This is a genomic window from Streptomyces ambofaciens ATCC 23877 (assembly GCF_001267885.1).
In the GTDB taxonomy this organism is placed as follows: domain Bacteria; phylum Actinomycetota; class Actinomycetes; order Streptomycetales; family Streptomycetaceae; genus Streptomyces; species Streptomyces ambofaciens.
In genome coordinates this window covers 5,531,509-5,550,924 of sequence record NZ_CP012382.1, presented here as the reverse complement: position 1 = coordinate 5,550,924, position 19,416 = coordinate 5,531,509, and the positions used below count along the sequence as shown (strand labels likewise).

Annotated in this window: 18 protein-coding genes, 1 pseudogene and 2 riboswitches; of the genes and pseudogenes, 3 read left to right on the top strand and 16 right to left on the bottom strand. The window is 71.3% G+C overall.

Going from position 1 to position 19,416, the window contains the following annotated elements; translation table 11 throughout:
• Positions 1-15: 15 nt before the first annotated feature.
• Together SAM23877_RS24820 and mnmA are read right to left on the bottom strand one after the other, a co-directional pair.
• Positions 16-1,296 (bottom strand): AAA family ATPase, encoded by a 1,281-nt coding sequence (locus SAM23877_RS24820; RefSeq protein WP_244902995.1) that lies wholly within the window; start codon positions 1,294-1,296, stop codon positions 16-18.
• Positions 1,297-1,434: 138 nt separating this feature from the next.
• Complete coding sequence (gene mnmA, locus SAM23877_RS24815; RefSeq protein ID WP_053137403.1) at positions 1,435-2,565, bottom strand: tRNA 2-thiouridine(34) synthase MnmA; 1,131 nt, start codon at positions 2,563-2,565, stop codon at positions 1,435-1,437.
• Between the two features lie 60 nt (positions 2,566-2,625).
• Between mnmA and SAM23877_RS24810 the strand changes: the two genes are divergently transcribed.
• Complete coding sequence (locus SAM23877_RS24810) at positions 2,626-3,363, top strand: N-acetylmuramoyl-L-alanine amidase (protein ID WP_053137401.1); 738 nt, start codon at positions 2,626-2,628, stop codon at positions 3,361-3,363.
• Between the two features lie 25 nt (positions 3,364-3,388).
• Here the strand turns inward: SAM23877_RS24810 and SAM23877_RS24805 are convergent, their stop codons facing one another.
• The 3 genes from SAM23877_RS24805 to SAM23877_RS40315 all read right to left on the bottom strand — a co-directional run bounded on the left by SAM23877_RS24805 (position 3,389) and on the right by SAM23877_RS40315 (position 5,112).
• Complete coding sequence (locus SAM23877_RS24805) at positions 3,389-4,558, bottom strand: cysteine desulfurase family protein (protein WP_053137399.1); 1,170 nt, start codon at positions 4,556-4,558, stop codon at positions 3,389-3,391.
• Positions 4,559-4,645: 87 nt separating this feature from the next.
• Positions 4,646-4,912, bottom strand: coding sequence for a hypothetical protein (locus SAM23877_RS24800; RefSeq protein ID WP_053137396.1), 267 nt, complete (start codon positions 4,910-4,912; stop codon positions 4,646-4,648).
• A gap of 32 nt (positions 4,913-4,944) precedes the next feature.
• A complete protein-coding gene (locus SAM23877_RS40315; RefSeq protein WP_079030411.1) occupies positions 4,945-5,112 on the bottom strand; it encodes a hypothetical protein in 168 nt (55 codons plus the stop codon).
• A gap of 115 nt (positions 5,113-5,227) precedes the next feature.
• Between SAM23877_RS40315 and SAM23877_RS24795 the strand changes: the two genes are divergently transcribed.
• Positions 5,228-5,863 carry a TetR family transcriptional regulator gene (locus tag SAM23877_RS24795; protein WP_053137393.1) on the top strand — a complete coding sequence of 212 codons (636 nt, stop codon included), beginning with the start codon at positions 5,228-5,230 and terminating at the stop codon, positions 5,861-5,863.
• 69 nt (positions 5,864-5,932) lie between these two features.
• Here the strand turns inward: SAM23877_RS24795 and SAM23877_RS24790 are convergent, their stop codons facing one another.
• Positions 5,933-6,793: a thioesterase family protein gene (locus SAM23877_RS24790; protein WP_053137390.1), complete on the bottom strand. Its 861-nt coding sequence runs from the start codon at positions 6,791-6,793 to the stop codon at positions 5,933-5,935.
• A gap of 26 nt (positions 6,794-6,819) precedes the next feature.
• Positions 6,820-7,623, bottom strand: a complete 804-nt coding sequence (locus SAM23877_RS24785) for a TioE family transcriptional regulator (RefSeq protein WP_053137387.1) — start codon at positions 7,621-7,623, stop codon at positions 6,820-6,822.
• Between the two features lie 49 nt (positions 7,624-7,672).
• Here SAM23877_RS24785 and SAM23877_RS24780 point away from each other — a divergent pair, with 49 nt between their 5' ends.
• Positions 7,673-8,869 (top strand): erythromycin esterase family protein, encoded by a 1,197-nt coding sequence (locus SAM23877_RS24780; protein ID WP_053142844.1) that lies wholly within the window; start codon positions 7,673-7,675, stop codon positions 8,867-8,869.
• Positions 8,870-8,896: 27 nt separating this feature from the next.
• On the opposite strand, the gene SAM23877_RS24775 is transcribed toward SAM23877_RS24780, so the two are convergent.
• The 9 genes and pseudogenes from SAM23877_RS24775 to SAM23877_RS24735 form a co-directional block, all read right to left on the bottom strand.
• Positions 8,897-9,556 (bottom strand): trimeric intracellular cation channel family protein, encoded by a 660-nt coding sequence (locus SAM23877_RS24775; RefSeq protein ID WP_053137385.1) that lies wholly within the window; start codon positions 9,554-9,556, stop codon positions 8,897-8,899.
• 82 nt (positions 9,557-9,638) lie between these two features.
• A pseudogene (locus tag SAM23877_RS41805) lies at positions 9,639-11,022 on the bottom strand (ABC transporter ATP-binding protein).
• Between the two features lie 23 nt (positions 11,023-11,045).
• Positions 11,046-12,143 (bottom strand): ABC transporter ATP-binding protein, encoded by a 1,098-nt coding sequence (locus SAM23877_RS24765; protein WP_053137382.1) that lies wholly within the window; start codon positions 12,141-12,143, stop codon positions 11,046-11,048.
• Complete coding sequence (locus tag SAM23877_RS24760; protein ID WP_053142842.1) at positions 12,140-13,138, bottom strand: ABC transporter permease; 999 nt, start codon at positions 13,136-13,138, stop codon at positions 12,140-12,142. Before SAM23877_RS24760 ends, SAM23877_RS24765 begins: the two co-directional genes overlap by 4 nt.
• A 108-nt stretch (positions 13,139-13,246) precedes the next feature.
• Positions 13,247-15,037, bottom strand: coding sequence for an ABC transporter substrate-binding protein (locus tag SAM23877_RS24755; protein WP_053137379.1), 1,791 nt, complete (start codon positions 15,035-15,037; stop codon positions 13,247-13,249).
• Between the two features lie 70 nt (positions 15,038-15,107).
• Positions 15,108-16,115 (bottom strand): ABC transporter permease, encoded by a 1,008-nt coding sequence (locus tag SAM23877_RS24750; protein WP_053137376.1) that lies wholly within the window; start codon positions 16,113-16,115, stop codon positions 15,108-15,110.
• A 315-nt stretch (positions 16,116-16,430) separates the two neighbouring features.
• Positions 16,431-17,228 (bottom strand): enhanced serine sensitivity protein SseB C-terminal domain-containing protein, encoded by a 798-nt coding sequence (locus tag SAM23877_RS24745; protein WP_053137373.1) that lies wholly within the window; start codon positions 17,226-17,228, stop codon positions 16,431-16,433.
• Positions 17,229-17,439: 211 nt separating this feature from the next.
• A complete protein-coding gene (locus tag SAM23877_RS24740; protein WP_053137370.1) occupies positions 17,440-18,243 on the bottom strand; it encodes an enhanced serine sensitivity protein SseB in 804 nt (267 codons plus the stop codon).
• A 75-nt stretch (positions 18,244-18,318) separates the two neighbouring features.
• The gene (locus SAM23877_RS24735; RefSeq protein WP_053137367.1) at positions 18,319-18,987 is read right to left on the bottom strand and encodes an AAA family ATPase; all 669 of its coding nucleotides are present in this window, start codon (positions 18,985-18,987) and stop codon (positions 18,319-18,321) included.
• Between the two features lie 179 nt (positions 18,988-19,166).
• Positions 19,167-19,261, top strand: a riboswitch (glycine riboswitch).
• Positions 19,262-19,378: riboswitch (glycine riboswitch) on the top strand.
• Positions 19,379-19,416: the final 38 nt, after the last annotated feature.

Below are 19,416 nucleotides of genomic sequence, written 5' to 3'. Positions count from 1 at the left end.
CCCCACCCCGCTCGCTCACGCCGTCGCTGCCGCCTTCTCCTCCAGCCAGGACACCTCACGGGCGATCTCGCCCGGAGTCACCCTGGGCACCCCTCCGTACCGGCCACGCAGATAGCCGCGCTCCAGGTCCTCGCCGGCCTCCGGGTGTGCGGCGACCAGCGGGTACAGCTCGGTCGCGCCGGACTTCGTCTTCGCGGTGAGCCATACCTGGTCGCGGCCGAGCGGACGGTCCAGCACGGCGTTGCCGAGCAGTGTGGCGTCATGAGTGGTGAAGATCAGCTGGGCACCCTTGGCATTGGCCTTACGGTCCTGGAAGAGGCGGACGACCTCGGCGGCCAGCGTGGGGTGGAGACTGGAGTCGAGCTCGTCGACCAGCAGCGTCGTCCCGTTGTCGAGGACGGTGAGCATCGGGCCGAGGAAAGCGAACCAGGCGTGTGTGCCGAAGCTCTCCTCGGTGAGGAAGTCGAGCGGCACCGCGTCCGCCCCCTCCGTCCGGTGCCGAAGGGAGACCGCACCGGTGTCCGGATCGAGGTCGAAGCCCGTGACGCCCAGGTCGGCGGCGGCCAGCAGCTGGACGAGTCGCTCGCGGTAGCCGGTGTTGTCGTGGAGCTCGGTGAGGCGGCGCTTGGTCCAGTCGGTGCGGTGGCTGATGTCCTCCCCCGGGGTCATCAGCCACAGGTTGTTCAGGAACCAGCGATGCAGGGCGGACAGCTGAGGGTCGTTGAGGGTGGCCGCGGTGGACAGGAAAAGGGCGTTCGGCCGGGTGAGCGCGACGAGGTCGTCGCGGCGTCCGGTGAATGCCGGGCTCTCGAAGAGGTACTCGTCGCCGTCCTCCGCCGGGCGGTCCGCCTCCCTGTCGAACCACACCTCCCGGTTGCCGCCCGGGTAGGCGTGCAGCCATTCGGCCTCCACCCGGTCGTCGGAGAGTTCGAAGCCGTACGTGTAACGGACGGGGGTGCGGGCGCCGAGGACCAGGTCGACCTCGAAGAGGGTGGTCTCCTCGGCGCCGGCGGCGTCCAGCTTGAAGGGCTGCCGGTGAGGTACCCCGGGATACTTCGCCCAGTCCGCGAAGGAGGTACGTACCGCCTCCCGCATAGCGTGGAACGCGCTGAGCATGTTGCTCTTGCCGGAAGCGTTCGCACCAAAGATCCCCGCTACGGGCAGCACCGGCACGCGCCCGCCATCGCCCTGAGCGATCCCGCTGTCCCGCGCGATGCTGTCGGAACTGTCGACACCGTCTGCGGCGGCGACGAGTGTCAGCTCGGCCTCGTCCCGGATCGAGCGGTGATTCGCCACTCGAAAGCGCAGAAGCACCGTCCACCTCCCGAAGGGGCGGGGAGGCCCCGCCGCCGGCTCACACTGCGCGGACCTTCCGCGACGGCCAGCCTATGCCGGGGTGGTCGGACCGTGCCAGCTCCTGCGAGCCCTCGGTGATCAGACCGTGGCAGCGCCCCGGCGAGCCGTGGACGCGATCGTCGCCGAGCCCACCACGCGCGTGCCGTCGTACAGCACGATCGCCTGGCCGGGGGCGACACCGCGCACCGGCTCCGCGAACGTGACCTCCAGGGTCCCGTCGGTCAGTTCCGCCCGCACCTCGGTCTCGCCGCCGTGGGCGCGGAGCTGGGCCGTGTAGGTGCCGGGGCCGGTCGGGGCGGCGCCGCACCAGCGGGGCTTGATCGCCCGCAGTCCGCTGACGTCCAGGGCGTCGGCCGGGCCGACCGTCACCGTGTTGGTCACCGGGGAGATGTCCAGGACGTAGCGGGGCTTGCCGTCGGGGGCCGGGGTGCCGATCCTGAGGCCCTTGCGCTGGCCGATGGTGTAGCCGTACGCCCCCTCGTGGGTGCCGAGCCGGTTGCCCGCCTCGTCGACGATGTCGCCCTCGGCCTTGCCGAGCCGGTCGGCGAGGAAGCCCTGGGTGTCGCCGTCGGCGATGAAGCAGATGTCGTGCGAGTCGGGCTTCTTGGCCACCGCCAGTCCCCTGCGTTCTGCCTCCGCGCGGATCTCGTCCTTGGTGGTGAGGGTGTCGCCGAGCGGGAACATGGCGTGCGCCAGCTGCCGGTCGTCGAGCACGCCGAGGACGTAGCTCTGGTCCTTGGCCATGTCGGAGGCGCGGTGCAGCTCGCGGGTGCCGTCCTCGCGCAGGATCACCTTGGCGTAGTGGCCGGTGCACACGGCGTCGAAGCCGAGGGCGAGCGCCTTGTCGAGCAGCGCGGCGAACTTGATCTTCTCGTTGCAGCGCAGGCACGGGTTCGGGGTCCGGCCGGCCTCGTACTCCGCGACGAAGTCCTCGACCACGTCCTCCCGGAAGCGGTCGGCGAGGTCCCACACGTAGAACGGGATGCCGATGACGTCCGCCGCGCGGCGGGCGTCCCGCGAGTCCTCGATGGTGCAACAGCCCCGGGCGCCCGTGCGGAAGGACTGCGGGTTCGCGGAGAGCGCGAGATGGACGCCGGTCACGTCGTGCCCCGCCTCGGCCGCGCGGGCGGCGGCGACGGCGGAGTCGACTCCGCCCGACATGGCGGCGAGGACGCGGAGGGGACGGGTGCGCTGCGGGGTGTGAGTCATAACCCCTCCAGAGTACGGGGAGACGGGAACCGGAGCCCGCGAGTATGCGTTGAAGATCGTATGGGCGCCACGCACGAATCCAGGAGCTCGTCCGCGGGTGGGTCCGCCGGCGGGCCCTCCGGCGCGTCCAAGGACGGGGACCGGCGCATCGGCCGGCGGGCGCTGCTCGTCGGCGGCACGGCGGCGGCCGTGGGCACGGCGGTGCTGGCCCGTGACGAGCTGGCGCGCCTGTGGTGGCGCGCCCCGGGGGTGGAGAAACCCCGCGAGGAGGGCGCGGTCGACTACGCGGCGGCCCGCTGGGTGGCGGCCTCGGACGCGAACTGGCGGCGTGCCGACCGGCCCGACGACTTCGGCGTCGACATGGTGATCGTCCACGTCACGCAGGGCAGTTTCGCCAGCGCGGTGAAGGCGTTCCAGGACCCGGCCCACCAGGCGGCCACGCACTACATCGTCGGTCAGGACGGCCGCGTCACCCAGATGATCCGCGAGCTGGACGTGGCCTACCACGCGGGCAACCGCGACTACAACGAACGCAGTGTCGGCATCGAGCACGAGGGGTTCGTGGACCGCCCGCAGGACTTCACCGACGAGATGTACGCGGCCTCCGCGCGGCTCACGGCGGGGATCTGCGCGCGGTACGACATACCCGTGGACCGCGAGCACATCCTCGGTCATGTGGAGGTGCCCGGCACCGACCACACCGATCCGGGGCCGCACTGGGACTGGGACCGGTACATGAAGCTGGTCCGGCGGGCGGCGACGAGCACCCCCTCCCCCAGCGCCTCCAAGAGCGCCTGACCGTCCGGCTCCCGCCGGGGCGGCCCTACGTCAGCCCGGCCGCCCGCGCCCGTTCCACCGCCGGGCCGATGGCCTTGGCCAGCGCCTCGACGTCGGCCTGTGTGGAGGTGTGGCCGAGGGAGAAGCGCAGGGTGCCGCGGGCCAGGTCCGGGTCGGTGCCGGTGGCCAGCAGGACGTGGCTGGGCTGGGCGACGCCGGCGGTACAGGCGGAGCCGGTGGAGCACTCGATGCCCTGCGCGTCGAGCAGGAGCAGCAGGGAGTCGCCCTCGCAGCCGGGGAAGGTGAAGTGGGCGTTGGCGGGGAGGCGGCCCCCCGGTGCGGGATCGCCGCCGAGGATCGCGTCCGGGACGGCCGTGCGGACGGCGTCGACCAGGTCGTCGCGCAGGGTGCCGATCTCGTGGGCGAACCACTCGCGCTGCTCGGCGGCGAGACGGCCGGCGACCGCGAACGAGGCCACGGCGGGGACGTCGAGGGTGCCGGAGCGCACATGGCGTTCCTGGCCGCCGCCGTGCAGGACCGGGACGGGGCTGTGCTCACGGCCGAGGAGCAGTGCGCCGATGCCGTAGGGCCCGCCGATCTTGTGGCCGGAAACCGTCATCGCGGCGAGCCCCGAGGCCGCGAAGTCGACCGGGAGCTGGCCCACGGCCTGGACGGCGTCGGAGTGCAACGGGACGTCGAACTCGGCGGCCACGTCGGCGAGTTCACGGACCGGCATGATCGTGCCGATCTCGTTGTTGGCCCACATGACGGTGGCGAGCGCCACGTCGGCGGGATCGCGGGCGATGGCCTCGCGCAGCGCCTCGGGGTGGACGCGGCCGTGGGCGTCCACGGGCAGGTACTCGACCGTCGCGCCCTCGTGCTCACCGAGCCAGTGGACCGCGTCGAGGACCGCGTGGTGCTCGACGGGGCTGGCCAGGACCCGGGTGCGGACCGGGTCGGCGTCGCGGCGGGCCCAGTACAGGCCCTTGACGGCGAGGTTGTCGGCCTCGGTGCCGCCGGAGGTGAGGACCACCTCGCTGGGCCGGGCACCGAGCGCCTCGGCGAGGGCCTCGCGAGCCTCCTCGACGGTGCGCCGTGCGCGGCGGCCGGACGCGTGGAGGGAGGAGGCGTTGCCGGTGACGCTCAGGTGCGCGGTGAGCGCCTCGACCGCCTCGGGAAGCATCGGGGTGGTCGCGGCGTGGTCGAGGTAAGCCATGGTGACGCCGATTCTACGGGGCGGCTCCCCCGGGCCTCAGACCAGAGCCGGTCGGTTGCGCGAGCCGCCGCCGGGCCGTGCGGCGCCTCACAGGCTCCAGGACATCGTGTTGTCCGCGGACATGAAGGCCACCAGGACCAGCAGGTCGGCGACGCCCAGGCCGAGGCCGAGGAGGGCCCGGCCGCGGCGGGCGGTGCCGCGCCACAGGGCGACGCTCGCCAGCACGATGGCGATCGGACCGAGGAAGACGTTGAGGACGAGCAGGCCGAGCAGGCCGAGGACGAAGGCGGCGACGGCCATGCCGTCGGTGTCCCGGATTCCGGTCCGACGGGTGGCCGGTGCGGTGAGCTGCATGGTGTTCTCCCTACGGTGCGGCGGTCCGTGCGTCAGTGGGCGGAGCTGCTCCGTCGGCGGCCGTGCCGCTCGCGGAACGCGAAGACGCCGAGCCAGACGGCGATGACGATGCCGAGGGCCACGGAGAAGGTGAGCGGCGCATGGGCGACGGTGCCCAGCACCACGCCGAGGAGCAGGAGTGCGACGACGAGAAACAGCATGGAGCGGATCCCCCAACCTTCGGTGAACGATTGTAGGTACAGTTGTTCACTGACTTCCCAGCCTAGCGCGCTTCACGACTTTCCAATTACAGAGAACAGTTGTTAACTGCATGGTATGAGTCACATCTCCGGCGTCCGGCAGGCCCAGAAGCAGAAGACCCGGCAGGCGCTCCTGGACGCGGCTCTCGGACTGCTGGAGGAGCAGAGTCTGAGCAGTCTCGGCCTGCGGGAGGTCACCCGCGCGGTGGGCGTCGCCCCGACCGCCTTCTACCGGCACTTCCGCTCCACGGCCGACCTCGGCGTGGCGCTGGTGGAGGAGGCGCTGGGCAGCCTGCACCCGATGATCCGGACCACGGTGTCACCGGCCGAGGACAGCGACGAGCGCATCGCCCGCGCCGTCGGGCTGATCGCCGGTCATGTGGCCGCGCACCCGGCCCACGTCCGCTTCATCGCCCGCGAGCGGCACGGCGGGGTGCAGCCGGTGCGGGAGGCCATACGGGAGCAACTGGCGCGGTTCGCCGAGGAGGTGCGGGCGGAGCTGGCCAAGGACCCCGTCTCGGCGCGGTGGAGCGAGGCCGACCTGCGGATGCTGGCCGGCCTGTACGTCGATCAGATGCTGATCACGGCGTCGCTGTTCCTGGAGGCACGGGAGGCCTCGGAGGCCCCGGAGGAGGCGCACCGGCGCGCCACCGACACCGCGACCCGCCAGATGCGGCTCATCAGCGTCGGCCGGCGGCACTGGCCGGACTGACGGTCACCCCGGCGGCCGTGCGGCGGCGGGCGCCGACCGCCGCGACGCACGGCGGCCGGTGACGGCAGGTCAGCCGAGCCGGACCCGGGCCAGCTGACGGGACTGGGCCACCAGGCGGTCGGCGCTGTCCCAGACCTCGGCGTCCTCCTCCAGGAAGCCGCCGGCGAGGTTGCGGGTGGTGATGGCGACGCGCAGCGGACCCGGCGCCGGACGGCACCGCACGTGCACGGTCAGCTCGACCGTCGGCACCCAGCCCTTGAGCCCCAGCTCGAAGGCGGTCGGGGGCAGCGCGTCCACCGCGAGGAGCAGCGACAGCGGGTCGGCGTCGCGACCGTCGGCGAGCCCGAACCAGGCGCGCATCTCCCCCCTGCCCGAGGGCTGCCCGAGGGCCCAGCCCAGCGTGGCGGGATCCAGCTTGAGCATCAGCCGGTCGGCGATGGCGGAGCTGCCGTCGACGGGGGCGGGGCCGTCCTCGGGGCCGAAGCACTGGTCCATCGGCGGGATCGCGGGCGGCTTCGCCGAGGTGCGGACGTCGTCGGGCAGCGTGCCGAGGTCGCCGTAGGAGGCGAGGACGCGGATGCGCTCCACCTCGTTGCCCGCGTCGTCGTACTGGAACAGCGAGGCCTGCCCCGTCGAGAGGGTGCGCCCCGCGCGGACGGTCTCGGTGCGCACGACCGCCGGGCCCGGCTGCGAGGCGGTGAGGTAGTGCGCCGAGACGGTGAAGGGGTCGGGGTGCGGGAGCGCGTCCCCGAGGGCGCGGCCCAGGACGGCCAGCAGGTACCCGCCGTTGACGGCGTTGATGATCGTCCAGCCGGCGGACAGGTCGATGTCGTACACGCCCGGGGCGCGCCGGGAGACGGCGGTGTCCCGGTCGAACTCGCTGTCGCCGATGGTGGCACGGGTGGCCGCTGCGGAGGCTGCTTCTGGCATGGCTGCACGGTACAACAGAGGGGCTACTAAGCGGTAGCTTTTGACGAGTCCGGCGAAGGGACGTCGTCTCCCTCCCGCTCCCGCAGGTACGCCGCCAGTTCGGCGGCCCCCGTCAGCATCGCCCGCCCGCGGGCGGAGAGGCGCTCGCGCCAGTCGCACAGGGTGGCCTCCAGGGGCTCCAGGCCGCCGGCCGTCCGCACCCGGTCGATCACGGGCGCGATCCGCCGCAGCGGATACCCGCCCCGTCTGAGCTGGTGGACCAGGCGGGCGTCCCGCACGTCGGCCTCGGCGTAGACGCGGTATCCGGTCAGCGGGTCCCGGCGCGGGCGCACCAGCCCGGCGCGTTCCCAGGTGCGCAGGGTCGCGGGCCGGATGCCCAGCTCCTCGGCCAGCGGCCCGACGAAGGTGCGGCCCGCGCCGGCGGCCTCCGGGCCGGATGCGGGGGCGGGCGCCGTGCCGGGCTCCTCGGCGGGTGCCAGGTCGCGCAGCGCGCTCTCCACGGCTCGCAGGGTCCGCCGGTCCTCGAGGAGCAGGGCGTGACTCTCGTCGACGAGCCGGAAAACCTCGTCCGTCGCGCCCCGGTTCACGGCCCGCATGATCGACGCCGCAGGCCGGTGACCGTGTCCGGGCACCAGGGCGAGGAACGCCGCCAGCGCCTGCGCGTGCAGCGGAGTGTAGGTGCGGTAGCCGTGGGCCGTGCGGCCGGCGGCCGGGAGGATGCCGTCCTCCTCGTAGTTCCTGACGGCCTGTGCGGACAGGCCGTGCCGACGTGCCAGGTCGATCGGCCTCATGCGTCCCCCGTTTTGAAGGTTACGATCCTGAAGGCCCATGGTCTCCAGCGAAAGTTTCAACCGCACCTTCAACGATACCGTTGAGGGCATGGCTACCGGCATCAAGGACACCGCTCGAGCCGTCGAGGCCGCGGCCCTCATGGGACTGCTCCCGGCGCGGCCCCGCGTGCTCGCCCTGGGGGAGCCCACCCACGGCGAGGACGCCCTGCTCGGCCTGCGCAACGACCTCTTCGGGCAACTCGTCGGGCAGGAGGGCTACCGGACGATCGCGATCGAGAGCGACTGCCTCCGGGGCCTGGCGGTGGACGCCTACGTCACTTCCGGCACGGGCACCCTCGACGAGGTCATGGAGTGCGGCTTCAGCCACGAGTGGGGCGCGTACCCCGGCAACTGGGAACTGGTGCGCTGGATCCGCGCGTACAACGACGGCCGGCCCGCCGCCGACCGGCTCCGCTTCGCCGGGATCGACGCTCCGCTGGAGATCACCGGCGCCGCGAGCCCGCGGCAGGCCCTCACCGCGCTCCACGGCTGCCTCGCGGCCCGGGTCGACGCGCACCTGCTCCCCTGCACCGCGGAGACGCTCGACCGCCTGCTCGGCCCCGACGAGCGGTGGACCGATCCCGCCGCGATGACGGACCCGGCCCGGTCCGTCGGGCGGTCGGCCGAGGCCGCGGAGCTGCGGCTGCTCGCCGACGACCTGGTGTCGCTGCTCGACGAGCAGACACCGCACCTGCTCGCGCACCTCCCGCGGGACGGCTGGGAGCGGGCCCGCCTCCACGGGCGCACCGCGACGGGTCTGCTGCGCTACCACCACTGGATGGCCGACAGCTCGCCCGCCCGTATGAACAGGCTGCTGAGCGTGCGGGACGCGATGATGGCCGACAACCTCCTCGCGCTCGCCGCCCGCGGCCCGGTGCTGGTCCACGCCCACAACTCCCATCTCCAGCGGGAGAGGAGCTCGATGCGGATGTGGCAGGGACCGGTGGAGTGGTGGAGCGCCGGTGCGCTGGTGAGCACCCGCCTCGGCGAGGAGTACGCCTTCCTGGCCACCGCCCTCGGCACGCTCCCGCACCGGGGCGTGGACGCCCCACCGCCGGACACCCTCGAAGGGCTCCTGTACGCGCTCCCGCAGGACCGCTGCCTCGTCGACCCCCGGCGACTGGCCGGCGCCCTGGGCGATCCGCGGCCCGCGCCCCGTGTCTCCCCCTGGGTCGGTTACGCCCCGCTCGACCCGGACCACCTGGAGGCCGTCGACGGGCTCGTGTTCGTCAAGGACGCCGGGTAGGGCGCCTCAGGAGCCGGTGCCGGGCCCTCAGTCCCCCTCCACCACCGTCGACCGCCGGTTCCAGGCGCGCGGCGCCCGCCAGTGGAAACGCAGGGCGAGCAGGCGCAGGACGAAGGCCGTGACCACGGCCAGGCCGCTGGTGAACGGGGTGAGGGTCTCGTAGCGGATGCACAGGGCGACCATGGTGGCGCCGACGATGGCCGGGACGGCGTACAGGTCGCGGTCCCAGCGCAGCAGCGAGGGCACCTCGTTGGCGAGGACGTCCCGCAGCACGCCGCCGCCCACCGCGGTGGCCAGGCCCAGACACGCGGAGGCGGTCAGGCCGAGGCCGTAGTCGTACGCCTTGGTGGTGCCGGCGACGCAGAACAGGCCGAGGCCGGCCGCGTCGAAGACGTTCACGCCGGTCTGGAGGCGCTCCACGTGCGGGTGGAGGAAGAAGACCAGCGCGGTGGCGAGCAGCGGCGTGACGAAGTACCCGAGGTCCGTGAAGGCCGCGGGCGGCACGGCCCCGATGACCAGGTCCCGGAACAGCCCGCCGCCCAGCGCGGTGACCTCGGCGAGGACGGCGATGCCGAACACGTCGAAGTTCTTGCGTACGGCCAGCAGCGCGCCGGAGATGGCGAAGACGAAGATGCCGACCAGGTCGAGCGTGTGCTGGACGGTGGGGCTGAAGAGTTGCTCGTACACCCTGCCATTCTCACCTGCCGGTGAGCCCCCGCCTTACAAACGAAGGCGGGGGCTCACGGGTGAGGCGAGGTCACTCCTGCTGTCACTTCTCCTTGGCGGGAGTCTCCTCGTCGGCGCTCTCGGCGCTCTCGGCGTCCTTCGCGACCGGCTCGGCGTCCTTGGCCACCGGCTCGACGTCCTCGGCCACGGGCTCCGCGTCCTTCGCCACCGGCTCGACGTCCTTCGCCACCGGCTCGACGTCCTTCGCCACCGGCTCCGTGGGCTCGGCGTCGCCCGGCTCCGGCGCGTCCCCGGCACGCTCGGTGGCGGCCTCGACCTCCGCGGCCACCGCCGCCGAGGTCGCCGCCGACTCCGCCAGCGCCTCCTCCGAGACCAGCTCCGCCGCCTCCTTGGCGGCGGTCAGCAGGACGACGTCCTGCGGGGCCTGGTCCTCGAAGTTCTCCGGGTGGTGGCAGGCCACCTGCTGGCCCGGCCGGAGCTCCTTGAGCGGCGGCTCGGTCGTCGTGCAGATCTGCGTCGCCTTCCAGCACCTGGTGTGGAAGCGGCACCCGCTCGGCGGCGAGATCGGCGAGGGCACGTCGCCCTTGAGCAGGATGCGCTCGCTCTTGGCCGACTTGCGGGACGGGTCCGGGATCGGCACCGCCGACAGCAGGGCCTTGGTGTACGGGTGCATCGGCGACTTGTAGAGCTGGTCGCGGTCGGCCAGCTCCATGATCTTGCCGAGGTACATCACCGCGATCCGGTCCGAGACGTGCCGGACGACGGACAGGTCGTGCGCGATGATCACGTACGTCAGGCCCAGCTCGCTCTGGAGGTCGTCGAGCAGGTTGACGACCTGGGCCTGGATCGACACGTCGAGCGCGGAGACCGGCTCGTCGGCCACGACCAGCTTCGGGTTGAGCGCGAGCGCGCGGGCGATGCCGATGCGCTGGCGCTGACCGCCGGAGAACTCGTGCGGGTAGCGGTTGTAGTGCTCGGGGTTGAGACCGACCACCGACAGCAGCCGCTGCACCTCCTTCTTGACCCCGCCCTCGGGCTCGACGCCCTGGAGCTTGAAGGGGGCGCTGATGATCGTGGCGCGGGTTCAGCGAGGAGTACGGGTCCTGGAAGATCATCTGCACGTCGCGGCGCAGCGGACGCATCCCGCCGACCCCGAGGTGGGTGATGTCCTTGCCCTCGAACTCGACCTTGCCCGCGGTCGGTTCGAGGAGCCGGGTGATCAGCCGGCCCATGGTCGACTTGCCGCAGCCCGACTCGCCCACGACGCCGAGGGTCTCGCCGGACTTCACCTCGAAGTCGATGCCGTCGACGGCGCGGACCGCGCCGACCTGGCGCTGCAGCAGGCCCTTCTTGATCGGGAAGTGCTTCTGCAGCCCGGTCACCCTCAGCAGGGTCTCGCCGGGGGCGGGGTCCTTGCTGAGGGTGGCGGCGCCCTCTGCGCTGCCGGTCTGTGCGGGGATCGTCACCGCTTTGTCCTCTGCCTTGTCGCTCACAGCTTCGGCGCAATCTCTTCGGTCCAGATACGCTCCCGCTGCTCCTGCGACATGTGGCAGGCGGCCCAGTGCTTGCTGCCGACCTCGGTCAGCTCGGGGCGGACCGTGCGGGTGACGTCGTCCTTGGGCACGTCGGCGTACGGACAGCGCGGGTTGAAGGCGCAGCCGGACGGGAGGTTGATGAGGGAGGGCGGGGACCCCTTGACCGGGATGAGGCGCTCCTGCTGGTCGCGGTCGAGCCGCGGCATCGAGCCGAGCAGGCCCCAGGTGTAGGGGTGCCGGGGCTCGTAGAACACCTTCTCCGCCGGACCCCGCTCGACGCAGCGGCCGCCGTACATCACCAGGAGGTCGTCGGCCAGTTCGGCGACGACGCCCAGGTCGTGGGTGATGACGATGACCGCGGAGCCGAACTCCTTCTGCAGGTCGCGGATCAGGTCGAGGATCTGCGCCTGGACGGTCACGTCCAGTGCGGTGGTCGGCTCGTCCGCGATGAGCAGCTCGGGGTTGTTGACCAGCGACATCGCGATCATCGCGCGCTGGCGCATACCGCCGGAGAACTCGTGCGGGTAGCTGTCCACGCGCTTGTCCGGCTGGGGGATGCCGACGCGGTCGAGCATCTCCACGGCACGGCGCTTGGCGGTCTTCTTGTCCACGTCGTGGTGGATGCGGTACGCCTCCACGATCTGCTGCCCGATCGTGTAGTACGGGTGCAGCGCGGACAGCGGGTCCTGGAAGATCATCGCCATCTGCCGGCCGCGCAGCTTGCGCACGTGGTCCGGGTCGGCGGCGAGCAGCTCCGTGCCGTCCAGCCAGATCTCGCCCGAGATCTGCGCCTTGCGCTTGCCGTACTGGCCGGCGGTGTGCAGACCCATGATGCCGAGCGAGGTCACCGACTTGCCGGAGCCGGACTCGCCGACGATGCCGAGGGTCTTGCCCTTCTCCAGCTGGAAGCTGAGTCCGTCGACGGACTTGACCAGGCCGTCGTCGGTCGGGAAGTGCACCTTCAGGTCGCGTACTTCCAGGAAGGCCTTCGGCGCGGGCGAGGTGCCGGTGGGCTCGCCCACGGCTGCTCCGCTCTTGCTCAGTTCGGTCATGTGAGCCTCACTCGGGGGTCGATCACGGCGTACAGGATGTCCACCACGAGGTTGGCGATCAGCACCGCGAGGGAAGTGATCAGGACGACGCCCAGGATGAAGGGCAGGTCCTGGGTCTGGATCGCGTCCAGCACCTTCTGGCCGAGGCCGGGAAGGCTGAACGTCGTCTCGGTCAGGATCGCGCCGCCCATCAGGGCGCCGAGGTCCATGCCGAGCATGGTGAGCAGGGGGGTCAGGGTCGACCGCATGGCGTGCTTGCGGATGACGACCTGCTCCTTGAGGCCCTTGGCGCGCGCGGTGCGGATGTAGTCCTCGCCGAGGATCTCCATCATGGTGGCCCGGGTGATCCGGGCGTACATCGCGGCGTACAGGAAGGCCAGGGTGACCCAGGGCAGGATCATGCCGCCGAGCCAGCCGGTGAAGCTCTCCTCCAGGGGCACGAACTGACCGTCGATCCAGCCCAGTCCGTAGGAGAAGACGGCCAGGCTGACCAGGCCGGTGAAGTAGATGGGGAGGGAGACGCCCGCGAGCGCGACGACCATCGCGCCGCGGTCCCACAGGGTGCCCCGCTTGAGCGCGGAGAGCACGCCCGCGGCGAGTCCGAAGATCAGCCACAGGACGGCCGCACCGAGCGCGAGAGCCAGGGTCACCGGGAAACGCTCGGTCAGGACGGGCCAGACGGACTGCTCGGTACGGAAGGAGTACCCGAAGCACGGCGCGGAGCACTGGGTGACGTCACCGCCGGCCGCGTAGGTGCGGCCCGCGAAGATGCCCTTGAAGAACTCCCAGGCCTGGACGAAGACCGGGTCGGACAGACCCAGCTTCTGTCGCACTCCCTCGACGGCGGCGGGGTCCGCCTGCTTGCCCACGAAGCTCAGGGCGACGTCGACGCCCGCCCACTTGGGGACGAGGAAGAAGATGCCGAAGACCACCAGAATGATGACCACCAGCATCACTGCGGCGGCGAACAGCCGCCTGATGAGATAAGCGAGCACGGGTTGCGGCCCGCTGCGGACCACGGGCCGCCGGAGGTCTTCCGGCGGCCCACGGTCACGCCGCGCCGGCCTTCACCTGCCTTTCGTGCCGTACGGCGGGTGTACCGGTTACTTCTTCAGGCCGAGGTTGACGAAGTCGTACATACCGCTGTAGCCGTCGGTGGTGTACACGTTCGCCAGTCGGCTGGAGCGCCAGTTGATGAACTTCTCGAAGACGAAGGGCAGGTAGTACGCGCCCTCCATGACCTTGTGGTTGATCTCGGTGGCGATCTTCGCCTTGCCGGAGTCGTCCAGCTCGGTCAGGTAGTCGGCGAACAGACCGTCGATCGCCTTGTCGTCGATCATCGCGAAGTTGTTGTTCGCGCTCTCGAGGATGTAGTCGCTGTGCCACAGCGGCAGGCCGTAGCCCTGCACGGACGGGAAGTCCGGGCCCCAGCCCATGATGATGATGCCGTAGCCCTTCTTGGCCACGTTCGTCGGGCTGCCGATGACGCTGGCGTACTGGGCGCCGTCGTACTGGTAGATCTCGACGTCGATGCCGACCTTCTTCAGCGACGCCTGGAGCGACTCGGCGGTGGCCACCTCGACCGGCTTGTTGTTGCGGACCGCGACGGTGGTCTTGAAGCCGTTCGGCTTGCCGCAGGCCTTCAGCTCTTCCTTGGCCTTGGCGACGTTGCCCTTCTTGTTCTCACCCGCCATGCCGTACGGGTCGTACTTCTGGCCCTCGGAGCCCGGGACGGACGGCGGCAGCATGTTGGTGCCGATGTCGCCACCGGCGACCGGGCCGCCGCGCGCGGTCTGCAGGGACACGTGGTCGGCCCCGTAGAGCACGGCCTTGCGGCAGTGGATGTTGTCGAACGGCTTCACGTTCTGCGGGAAGGACGCGTACCGGATGTAACCCGAGACCGGGTTGTCCAGGTTGCCCTTGTGCTCCTGCAGGGCGGTGGTGCGGCCCTGCGGGGACAGGCCGGTCTGGGCCAGGTCCACGTCGTAGTCGCCGGCCAGCAGGCGGGCGTCCAGGTCGTTGGCGTTGGAGAAGAACTTGATCGAGATCTTGTCCGGGTACGCCTTGCGGACCGGGTCCGACTCCTGCTTCCACTCGGTGTTGCGGACCAGCTTGAGGTCCTTGCCGGGGCTGTAGGACTCGAACTTGTACGGGCCTGAGGAGAACGGACGCAGCCCGTACTTCGCCTTGGTGTCCTTGTCCTGACGGACCGGGGACGCCGAGGTCAGCGCGAGCATCTCCTCGAAGTCCGAGTTGGCCTGCGGGAGCTTGAAGACGATGGTCTTGTCGTCCGGCGTCTCGATCGCCTTCAGGCCGAGCTTGTCCTTGGACTTGTCCTTGTACGGGCCCTTGTACTCGTCCTTCGGGTCGAGCACCTCCTTGAGGTACGTCGGACCGCCGGACAGCACGTCCTGCGCCCAGACGCGCTCGATGCCGTACTTGACGTCCTTGGACGTGATCGGCTTGCCGTCCTCCCAGGTGACGCCGTCACGCAGGGTGTACGTGTACGTCTTGCCGTCGTCCGAGACCTTGGCGACGTCGGTGGCGAGGTCGGGGGTGACCTCGGCGCCCGCCTTGCCCGGCTCGGTCTTGTTCGTGACGAGCTGGCGGCTGTAGTAGCGCGAGAAGTTCCACATGAAGCCGTAGTAGCCGCGGGTGGTGTCCCACGAGTCGGCGTCCTGCGCGCTGGCGAACTTCAGCTCGCCGCCCTTCTTGGCCTCGGCGGCCTGAAGGACCTTGTTGTTGGCCGCGTCGAACTGGGGCGCGCCGTTCTTCGAACCGCCGCTGCTGTCGTCTCCGCCGCCGCCGCACGCCGCTGTGGTCAGCAGCGCGGCGACCACTGCGGCAGCGGCCAAAGCCTGCTTGCGCCGCCCTGAGGTGCGTTGGGTAGTCACGATCTCGGATCCTCCGGATTAGATGAGAGACCCCGTGCAAATACCACGGGTCGCTTGCCGGTACGGCAGGTCAGCGGGAGCCCTTCGGGTCCAGCGCATCGCGTACGCCGTCGCCGAAGAGGTTGAAGGCAAGAACGGTGATGAAGATCGCCACACCGGGGACCACCATGTACATGGGGTCCGACTTGTAGTAGTCGATCGCGCTCGAGAGCATCTGCCCCCACGACGAGGTGGGCGGCTTGACGCCCACGCCCAGGAAGCTGAGCGCCGCCTCGGTGAGGATGTTCGTGGGGATCATCATCGTCGTGTAGACGATGATCGGCGCCACCAGGTTGGGCAGCAGTTCCTTGAACAGGATGTAGAACCGTCCGGCTCCCAGGGACCGGGCCGCCTCGACGTACTCGCGCTCACGCATCGAGAGTGTCTGACCGCGTACCACGCGGCCGATGTAGGGCCAGCCGAAGAAGCCGATGACCAGGATCATCATGAGCAGACGGACGCCCGTGCCGCTCAGTCCCAGCATGTTGTCGGGCATGACGGAGACCAGCGCGATGATGAACAGCAGCTGCGGGAAGGCGAGCAGACCGTCCATGACCCGGCTGATGAGGGCGTCGACCCAGCCGCCGAAGAAGCCGGCCAGGATGCCCAGGACGGTGCCGAGGACCACCGCGACCAGCGCGGACAGGAAGCCGACGAGCAGCGAGATCTGGGCGCCGTGCACGATGCGGGCGAAGATGTCGCGGCCGTTGACCGGCTCGACGCCCAGCCAGTGCTCACCGCTGATGCCGCCCAGGGACCCCACGGGGGTGCCGAAGAGCGGGTCGATCCGGTCCTCGTTGAAGGCGTTGGGGTCCTGCCCGTAGAGGGAGGTGATCACGGGAGCGAGCACCGCGACCAGGATGAGGAGGAGCACCACCACGCCGCCCCCGAGGGCCAGCTTGTCCCGTTTCAGGCGCTCCCAGGCGATCCGGCCCAGGGAACGCCCCTGTACCGCCTTGGCTTCGGCGCCGGCAACCGCCGCTTCCTCGGCCGCACTCGGGGCCGCTTCCGCGGTCGGCTCGTGCAATGGTGCCGTCATCTGGCAGGGACCCCTCTCAACCGGCGGTAGCCGGCCCGCACTTGCCGCTGTAGCGGCGTGATCAGTCCGTCGTACACAGGGGCGAACCATCACCCCCTGTTGCGGGAGTCTTCAACGCTTTGGCGATCTGTAGCCAGAGTTGGCGGGGAATGGATGCGCAACCGTGATGCTGTTTGAGGTGTTCCGTTATCCGGACGCTGGGTAACGAGGGCCGGACACGGACGAGTTGGGACATCCGGGACACGGGGGTGTCATACGCCCTCGTCTACGCGCGAAGATGTCCGTCCACCGCCGACGGGACGGTCCCCGCGACGGTCAGTATCCGCCCCCGGCCGGAGGGTATCCGTAGCCGCCCGCCGGAGCCTGGGCGGGGGCGGCCGCGTGGGCTTCGCGGTCGTAGAAGGGGCGGGCGTTGACCCGCAGCCACATCGCGACCGGGTCGTGGGTGTCGGTCATCGCCACCGTCGACACCGGCAGCCCGTCCGGCACCGCGCCGACGGACTGCTGCATCATGGCGCGCACCGCGTCGACGGCGGGTGGGGAGGTGTCGTACACGTCGAGGCCGATGGCGAGGTACGGCGCCCCGAGGGCCGGCTGCACCCAGGCGCGGCGCAGGGCGCGGACCGCCGGGGTGCGGTGGGCGTTCTGCGCGAGCAGGGCGTAGAACTGCGGGACCTCGATGGCCGGTTCGGACAGGCGAAGGGGCCCGGCGGGCTGGCGGTCGAGGCCGGAGGCGATCCGGCGCAGGTCGAGCCAGGGGATGCCGACGCCCCCGCCGGGGGCGTGCGGGTTCAGCCAGAGGCCGTAGTGGTCCGGATAGAGGGCGCGGGCCACTTCGAGCCCGTCGACCACCTCGTACGACCGGTTCCAGCCGCTGGCCGACAGCTCCTGGGCGGAGGTGACACAGGGCGCGTAGCCGAAGCCCTCGACCTCCATGTTTCCGTACTGCGCGTCCGGGGAGCCGGCCTGACCGTGCCAGAGCAGCATCCACACCTGGCCGGAGGCGGGGGTGGCGAGCGCGCGCAGCAGGGCCTCGTAGGCGTCGTAGCGCCCGGGCGTCACCTGGCGGAGCATGTGCTCGACCTGCCCGGTCGTGGTGCCGCTGGCGCTCACGCGTATCGCCCCTTCGAGAAGTTCCCCGGTTGTGAAACCAGCTTAAGGCTCCGCCGGGCGAGGGGCGCCTATGAGCTCGGGTGCTTCGTCCGTTCGCGGGCGCGGGCCCGTCGCGGCCCATCGCGCCCACGCGGCGGAGCCGCACGTGTCACCGTCCCGCGCCCCTGGCCGGCCGCCCCGGCCGGCGTCCGCAAGTCCCGTGGACCGTTTCTCACAGGCCCCGGTCGTAGAACGGGCGGACGTGCGCGCGCATCCAGTCGCAGACCGGGTCCTGGGCCGCCTCCAGGAGGACCAGGTTGACCTGGGTCTTCAGGGGGGCCTGGGCGAGGGCTCGGCCCAGGGCGTCCAGGGGCAGGGCACGGGCGTCGCCCTCCCAGTGGGTGAGCTCGACGCCGACGAACATGACCGGGTCGGCGGTCTCGACGGCGGCCATGCAGCGGCGGGCGGTGCGCACCACGCCGACGGCGGCGAACTCGGCGGAGGCCGCGGCGAGGAAGTCCACCGGGTCGTCCTGCCAGTCCGGCTCGAAGAGGCGGACCCGGCCGCCGGACGCGGGCCCGTCGAGCGGGGTGCGGCCGGCCCGGCACAGCTCGGCCACGGCCGGAGGCGGCAGCGGGATGCCGACCACGCCGTCCGGGTTCACGGCGATGCCGATCTGCGGGGGCAGACCGCGGGCGAACTCCGCGGCGGGGGCGACGGTGTACGACATCTGCGGGCCGGCGACCTGGCGCAGCTGCTCCTCGGAGCTGAACACCGGCACGTAGGCCTGGCCCTCGATCTCCAGCGAGGGCAGGTCGAGGGGGCCGCTGCCCGGGCCGCCGCCGTTCGGCAGGGGTATCCACAGGAAGCTGCGGCCGAGGACCTCCACGATCCGGCCGCCGGCGCCCGGTACGCCGAGGGAGGCGGACAGCACCTCCTCCAGCTCGTTGCCGGGCCACCCGCCGTGGGGGTGGGGGTGCGCCTGCGCCGGGAAGCCGGCGGAGAAGTCCGCCGGGAGGCCCCCTGGGATGTCCATCTGCCTACCGCCTGCCTGGTACCGCTGCTGTGGCTGAAAAGGCTAACCCGTTCGGTACCGGGGGCCTACGGCGTGTCACCCCGTGAAGGCGATCCGGCGCAGCACGCCCGCGGCCTCCCGGTCCAGCAGGATCGCCGAGGTGCAGCCGACGGGCAGCGAGCCCTCGGTGATCGCGCGCAGCAGGCGGGTGTTGGCCGAGCGGTGCCGCAGGAACGCGTACCGCGAGACGCCCCGGCCGCGCTCGCGCTGGCCGGCCAGCGCCTCGTCGGCGTCGACGTCGATCAGCAGCAGGTGCAGGGTGCCCTCCCGGCGCCGCGCCTCGCGGGCCAGCCAGCCGCGCACCCAGGCCTGGGTGCCGCAGTCGTGCACGACCACGCCCTCGCCGGAGCGCAGGGCGCGGCGCAGCCCCGCGTAGTGGGCGAGGCGGACGAGGGGGCGGTAGAGCGCGTACGGCAGCCAGCGCGGCATGCGGCGGTCCCAGGCGTCGCGGGTGTCCTGGGAGTCGATGCGCGGGCCGCGCACGGTGCGCTCCATCAGCGTGGACTTGCCGCTTCCGGGCAGGCCGGTGATCACCACCAGGTCCCGGGGTCCGAAGAGCAGGGCGTGCGGGCTGTGGCCGCCGCGGTCCCGCAGGTCGCGGACGACGGGTGCGGGCAGTTCGGCGCACTTCTCCGGGGCCGGGGCGGCGGGCTGCTCGGGCAGCGCGAGACCCGTGGTGGTGGCGTACGCCGTGGTCCTGTTCACCGTGATCGTCCTCCCCTGGGGCGGTTCACGAGTTCCCATCCCCGTCGAGTGTAAAGAGAAGGTAATGCGCAGGTCTCGCGTTTTCGTTCGCTTACTGCCACAAGCCGGTTACAGATCACGGTCTGCCACGGATCGGCCGGTCGTGCAATGATGGCGGCGCCAACTGCATACCGGCCGTTTGAATCCGCGCGGGAGAGTCCCCGGCCGTCGCCGGGGCGCCGAAGGAGCAAGTCCCTCCCTTGAATCTCTCAGGCACCGTTACCGCGTGGGCGAGGCACATCTGAAAAGCGGGCCGCCGCGCGACGGCTGCCCCACCCAAGGTGCAAGTCCTGACCGCCGCGCTCCGGTGGTCATGGCGAACCTCTCAGGTTCCGATGACAGATGGGGAGGATCGACCTCGCCACGTCCTGTCCTGGGAGACGACCGACC

Bases quoted from the DNA above. Each gene is read 5' to 3' on its own strand.
- SAM23877_RS24765 (WP_053137382.1), bottom strand. From the start codon at position 12,143: ATGACCGAACTGAGCAAGAGCGGAGCAGCCGTGGGCGAGCCCACCGGC.
- SAM23877_RS24790 (WP_053137390.1), bottom strand. From the start codon at position 6,793: ATGCCAGAAGCAGCCTCCGCAGCGGCCACCCGTGCCACCATCGGCGAC.
- mnmA (WP_053137403.1), bottom strand. From the start codon at position 2,565: ATGACTCACACCCCGCAGCGCACCCGTCCCCTCCGCGTCCTCGCCGCC.
- SAM23877_RS24750 (WP_053137376.1), bottom strand. From the start codon at position 16,115: ATGACGGCACCATTGCACGAGCCGACCGCGGAAGCGGCCCCGAGTGCG.
- SAM23877_RS40315 (WP_079030411.1), bottom strand. From the start codon at position 5,112: ATGCTGTTTCTCGTCGTCGCACTCCTGCTCCTCGGCGTGGTGCTGGGC.
- SAM23877_RS24740 (WP_053137370.1), bottom strand. From the start codon at position 18,243: ATGGACATCCCAGGGGGCCTCCCGGCGGACTTCTCCGCCGGCTTCCCG.
- SAM23877_RS24785 (WP_053137387.1), bottom strand. From the start codon at position 7,623: ATGGGCCTTCAGGATCGTAACCTTCAAAACGGGGGACGCATGAGGCCG.
- SAM23877_RS24795 (WP_053137393.1), top strand. From the start codon at position 5,228: ATGAGTCACATCTCCGGCGTCCGGCAGGCCCAGAAGCAGAAGACCCGG.
- SAM23877_RS24780 (WP_053142844.1), top strand. From the start codon at position 7,673: ATGGCTACCGGCATCAAGGACACCGCTCGAGCCGTCGAGGCCGCGGCC.
- SAM23877_RS24800 (WP_053137396.1), bottom strand. From the start codon at position 4,912: ATGCAGCTCACCGCACCGGCCACCCGTCGGACCGGAATCCGGGACACC.
- SAM23877_RS24805 (WP_053137399.1), bottom strand. From the start codon at position 4,558: ATGGCTTACCTCGACCACGCCGCGACCACCCCGATGCTTCCCGAGGCG.
- SAM23877_RS24810 (WP_053137401.1), top strand. From the start codon at position 2,626: ATGGGCGCCACGCACGAATCCAGGAGCTCGTCCGCGGGTGGGTCCGCC.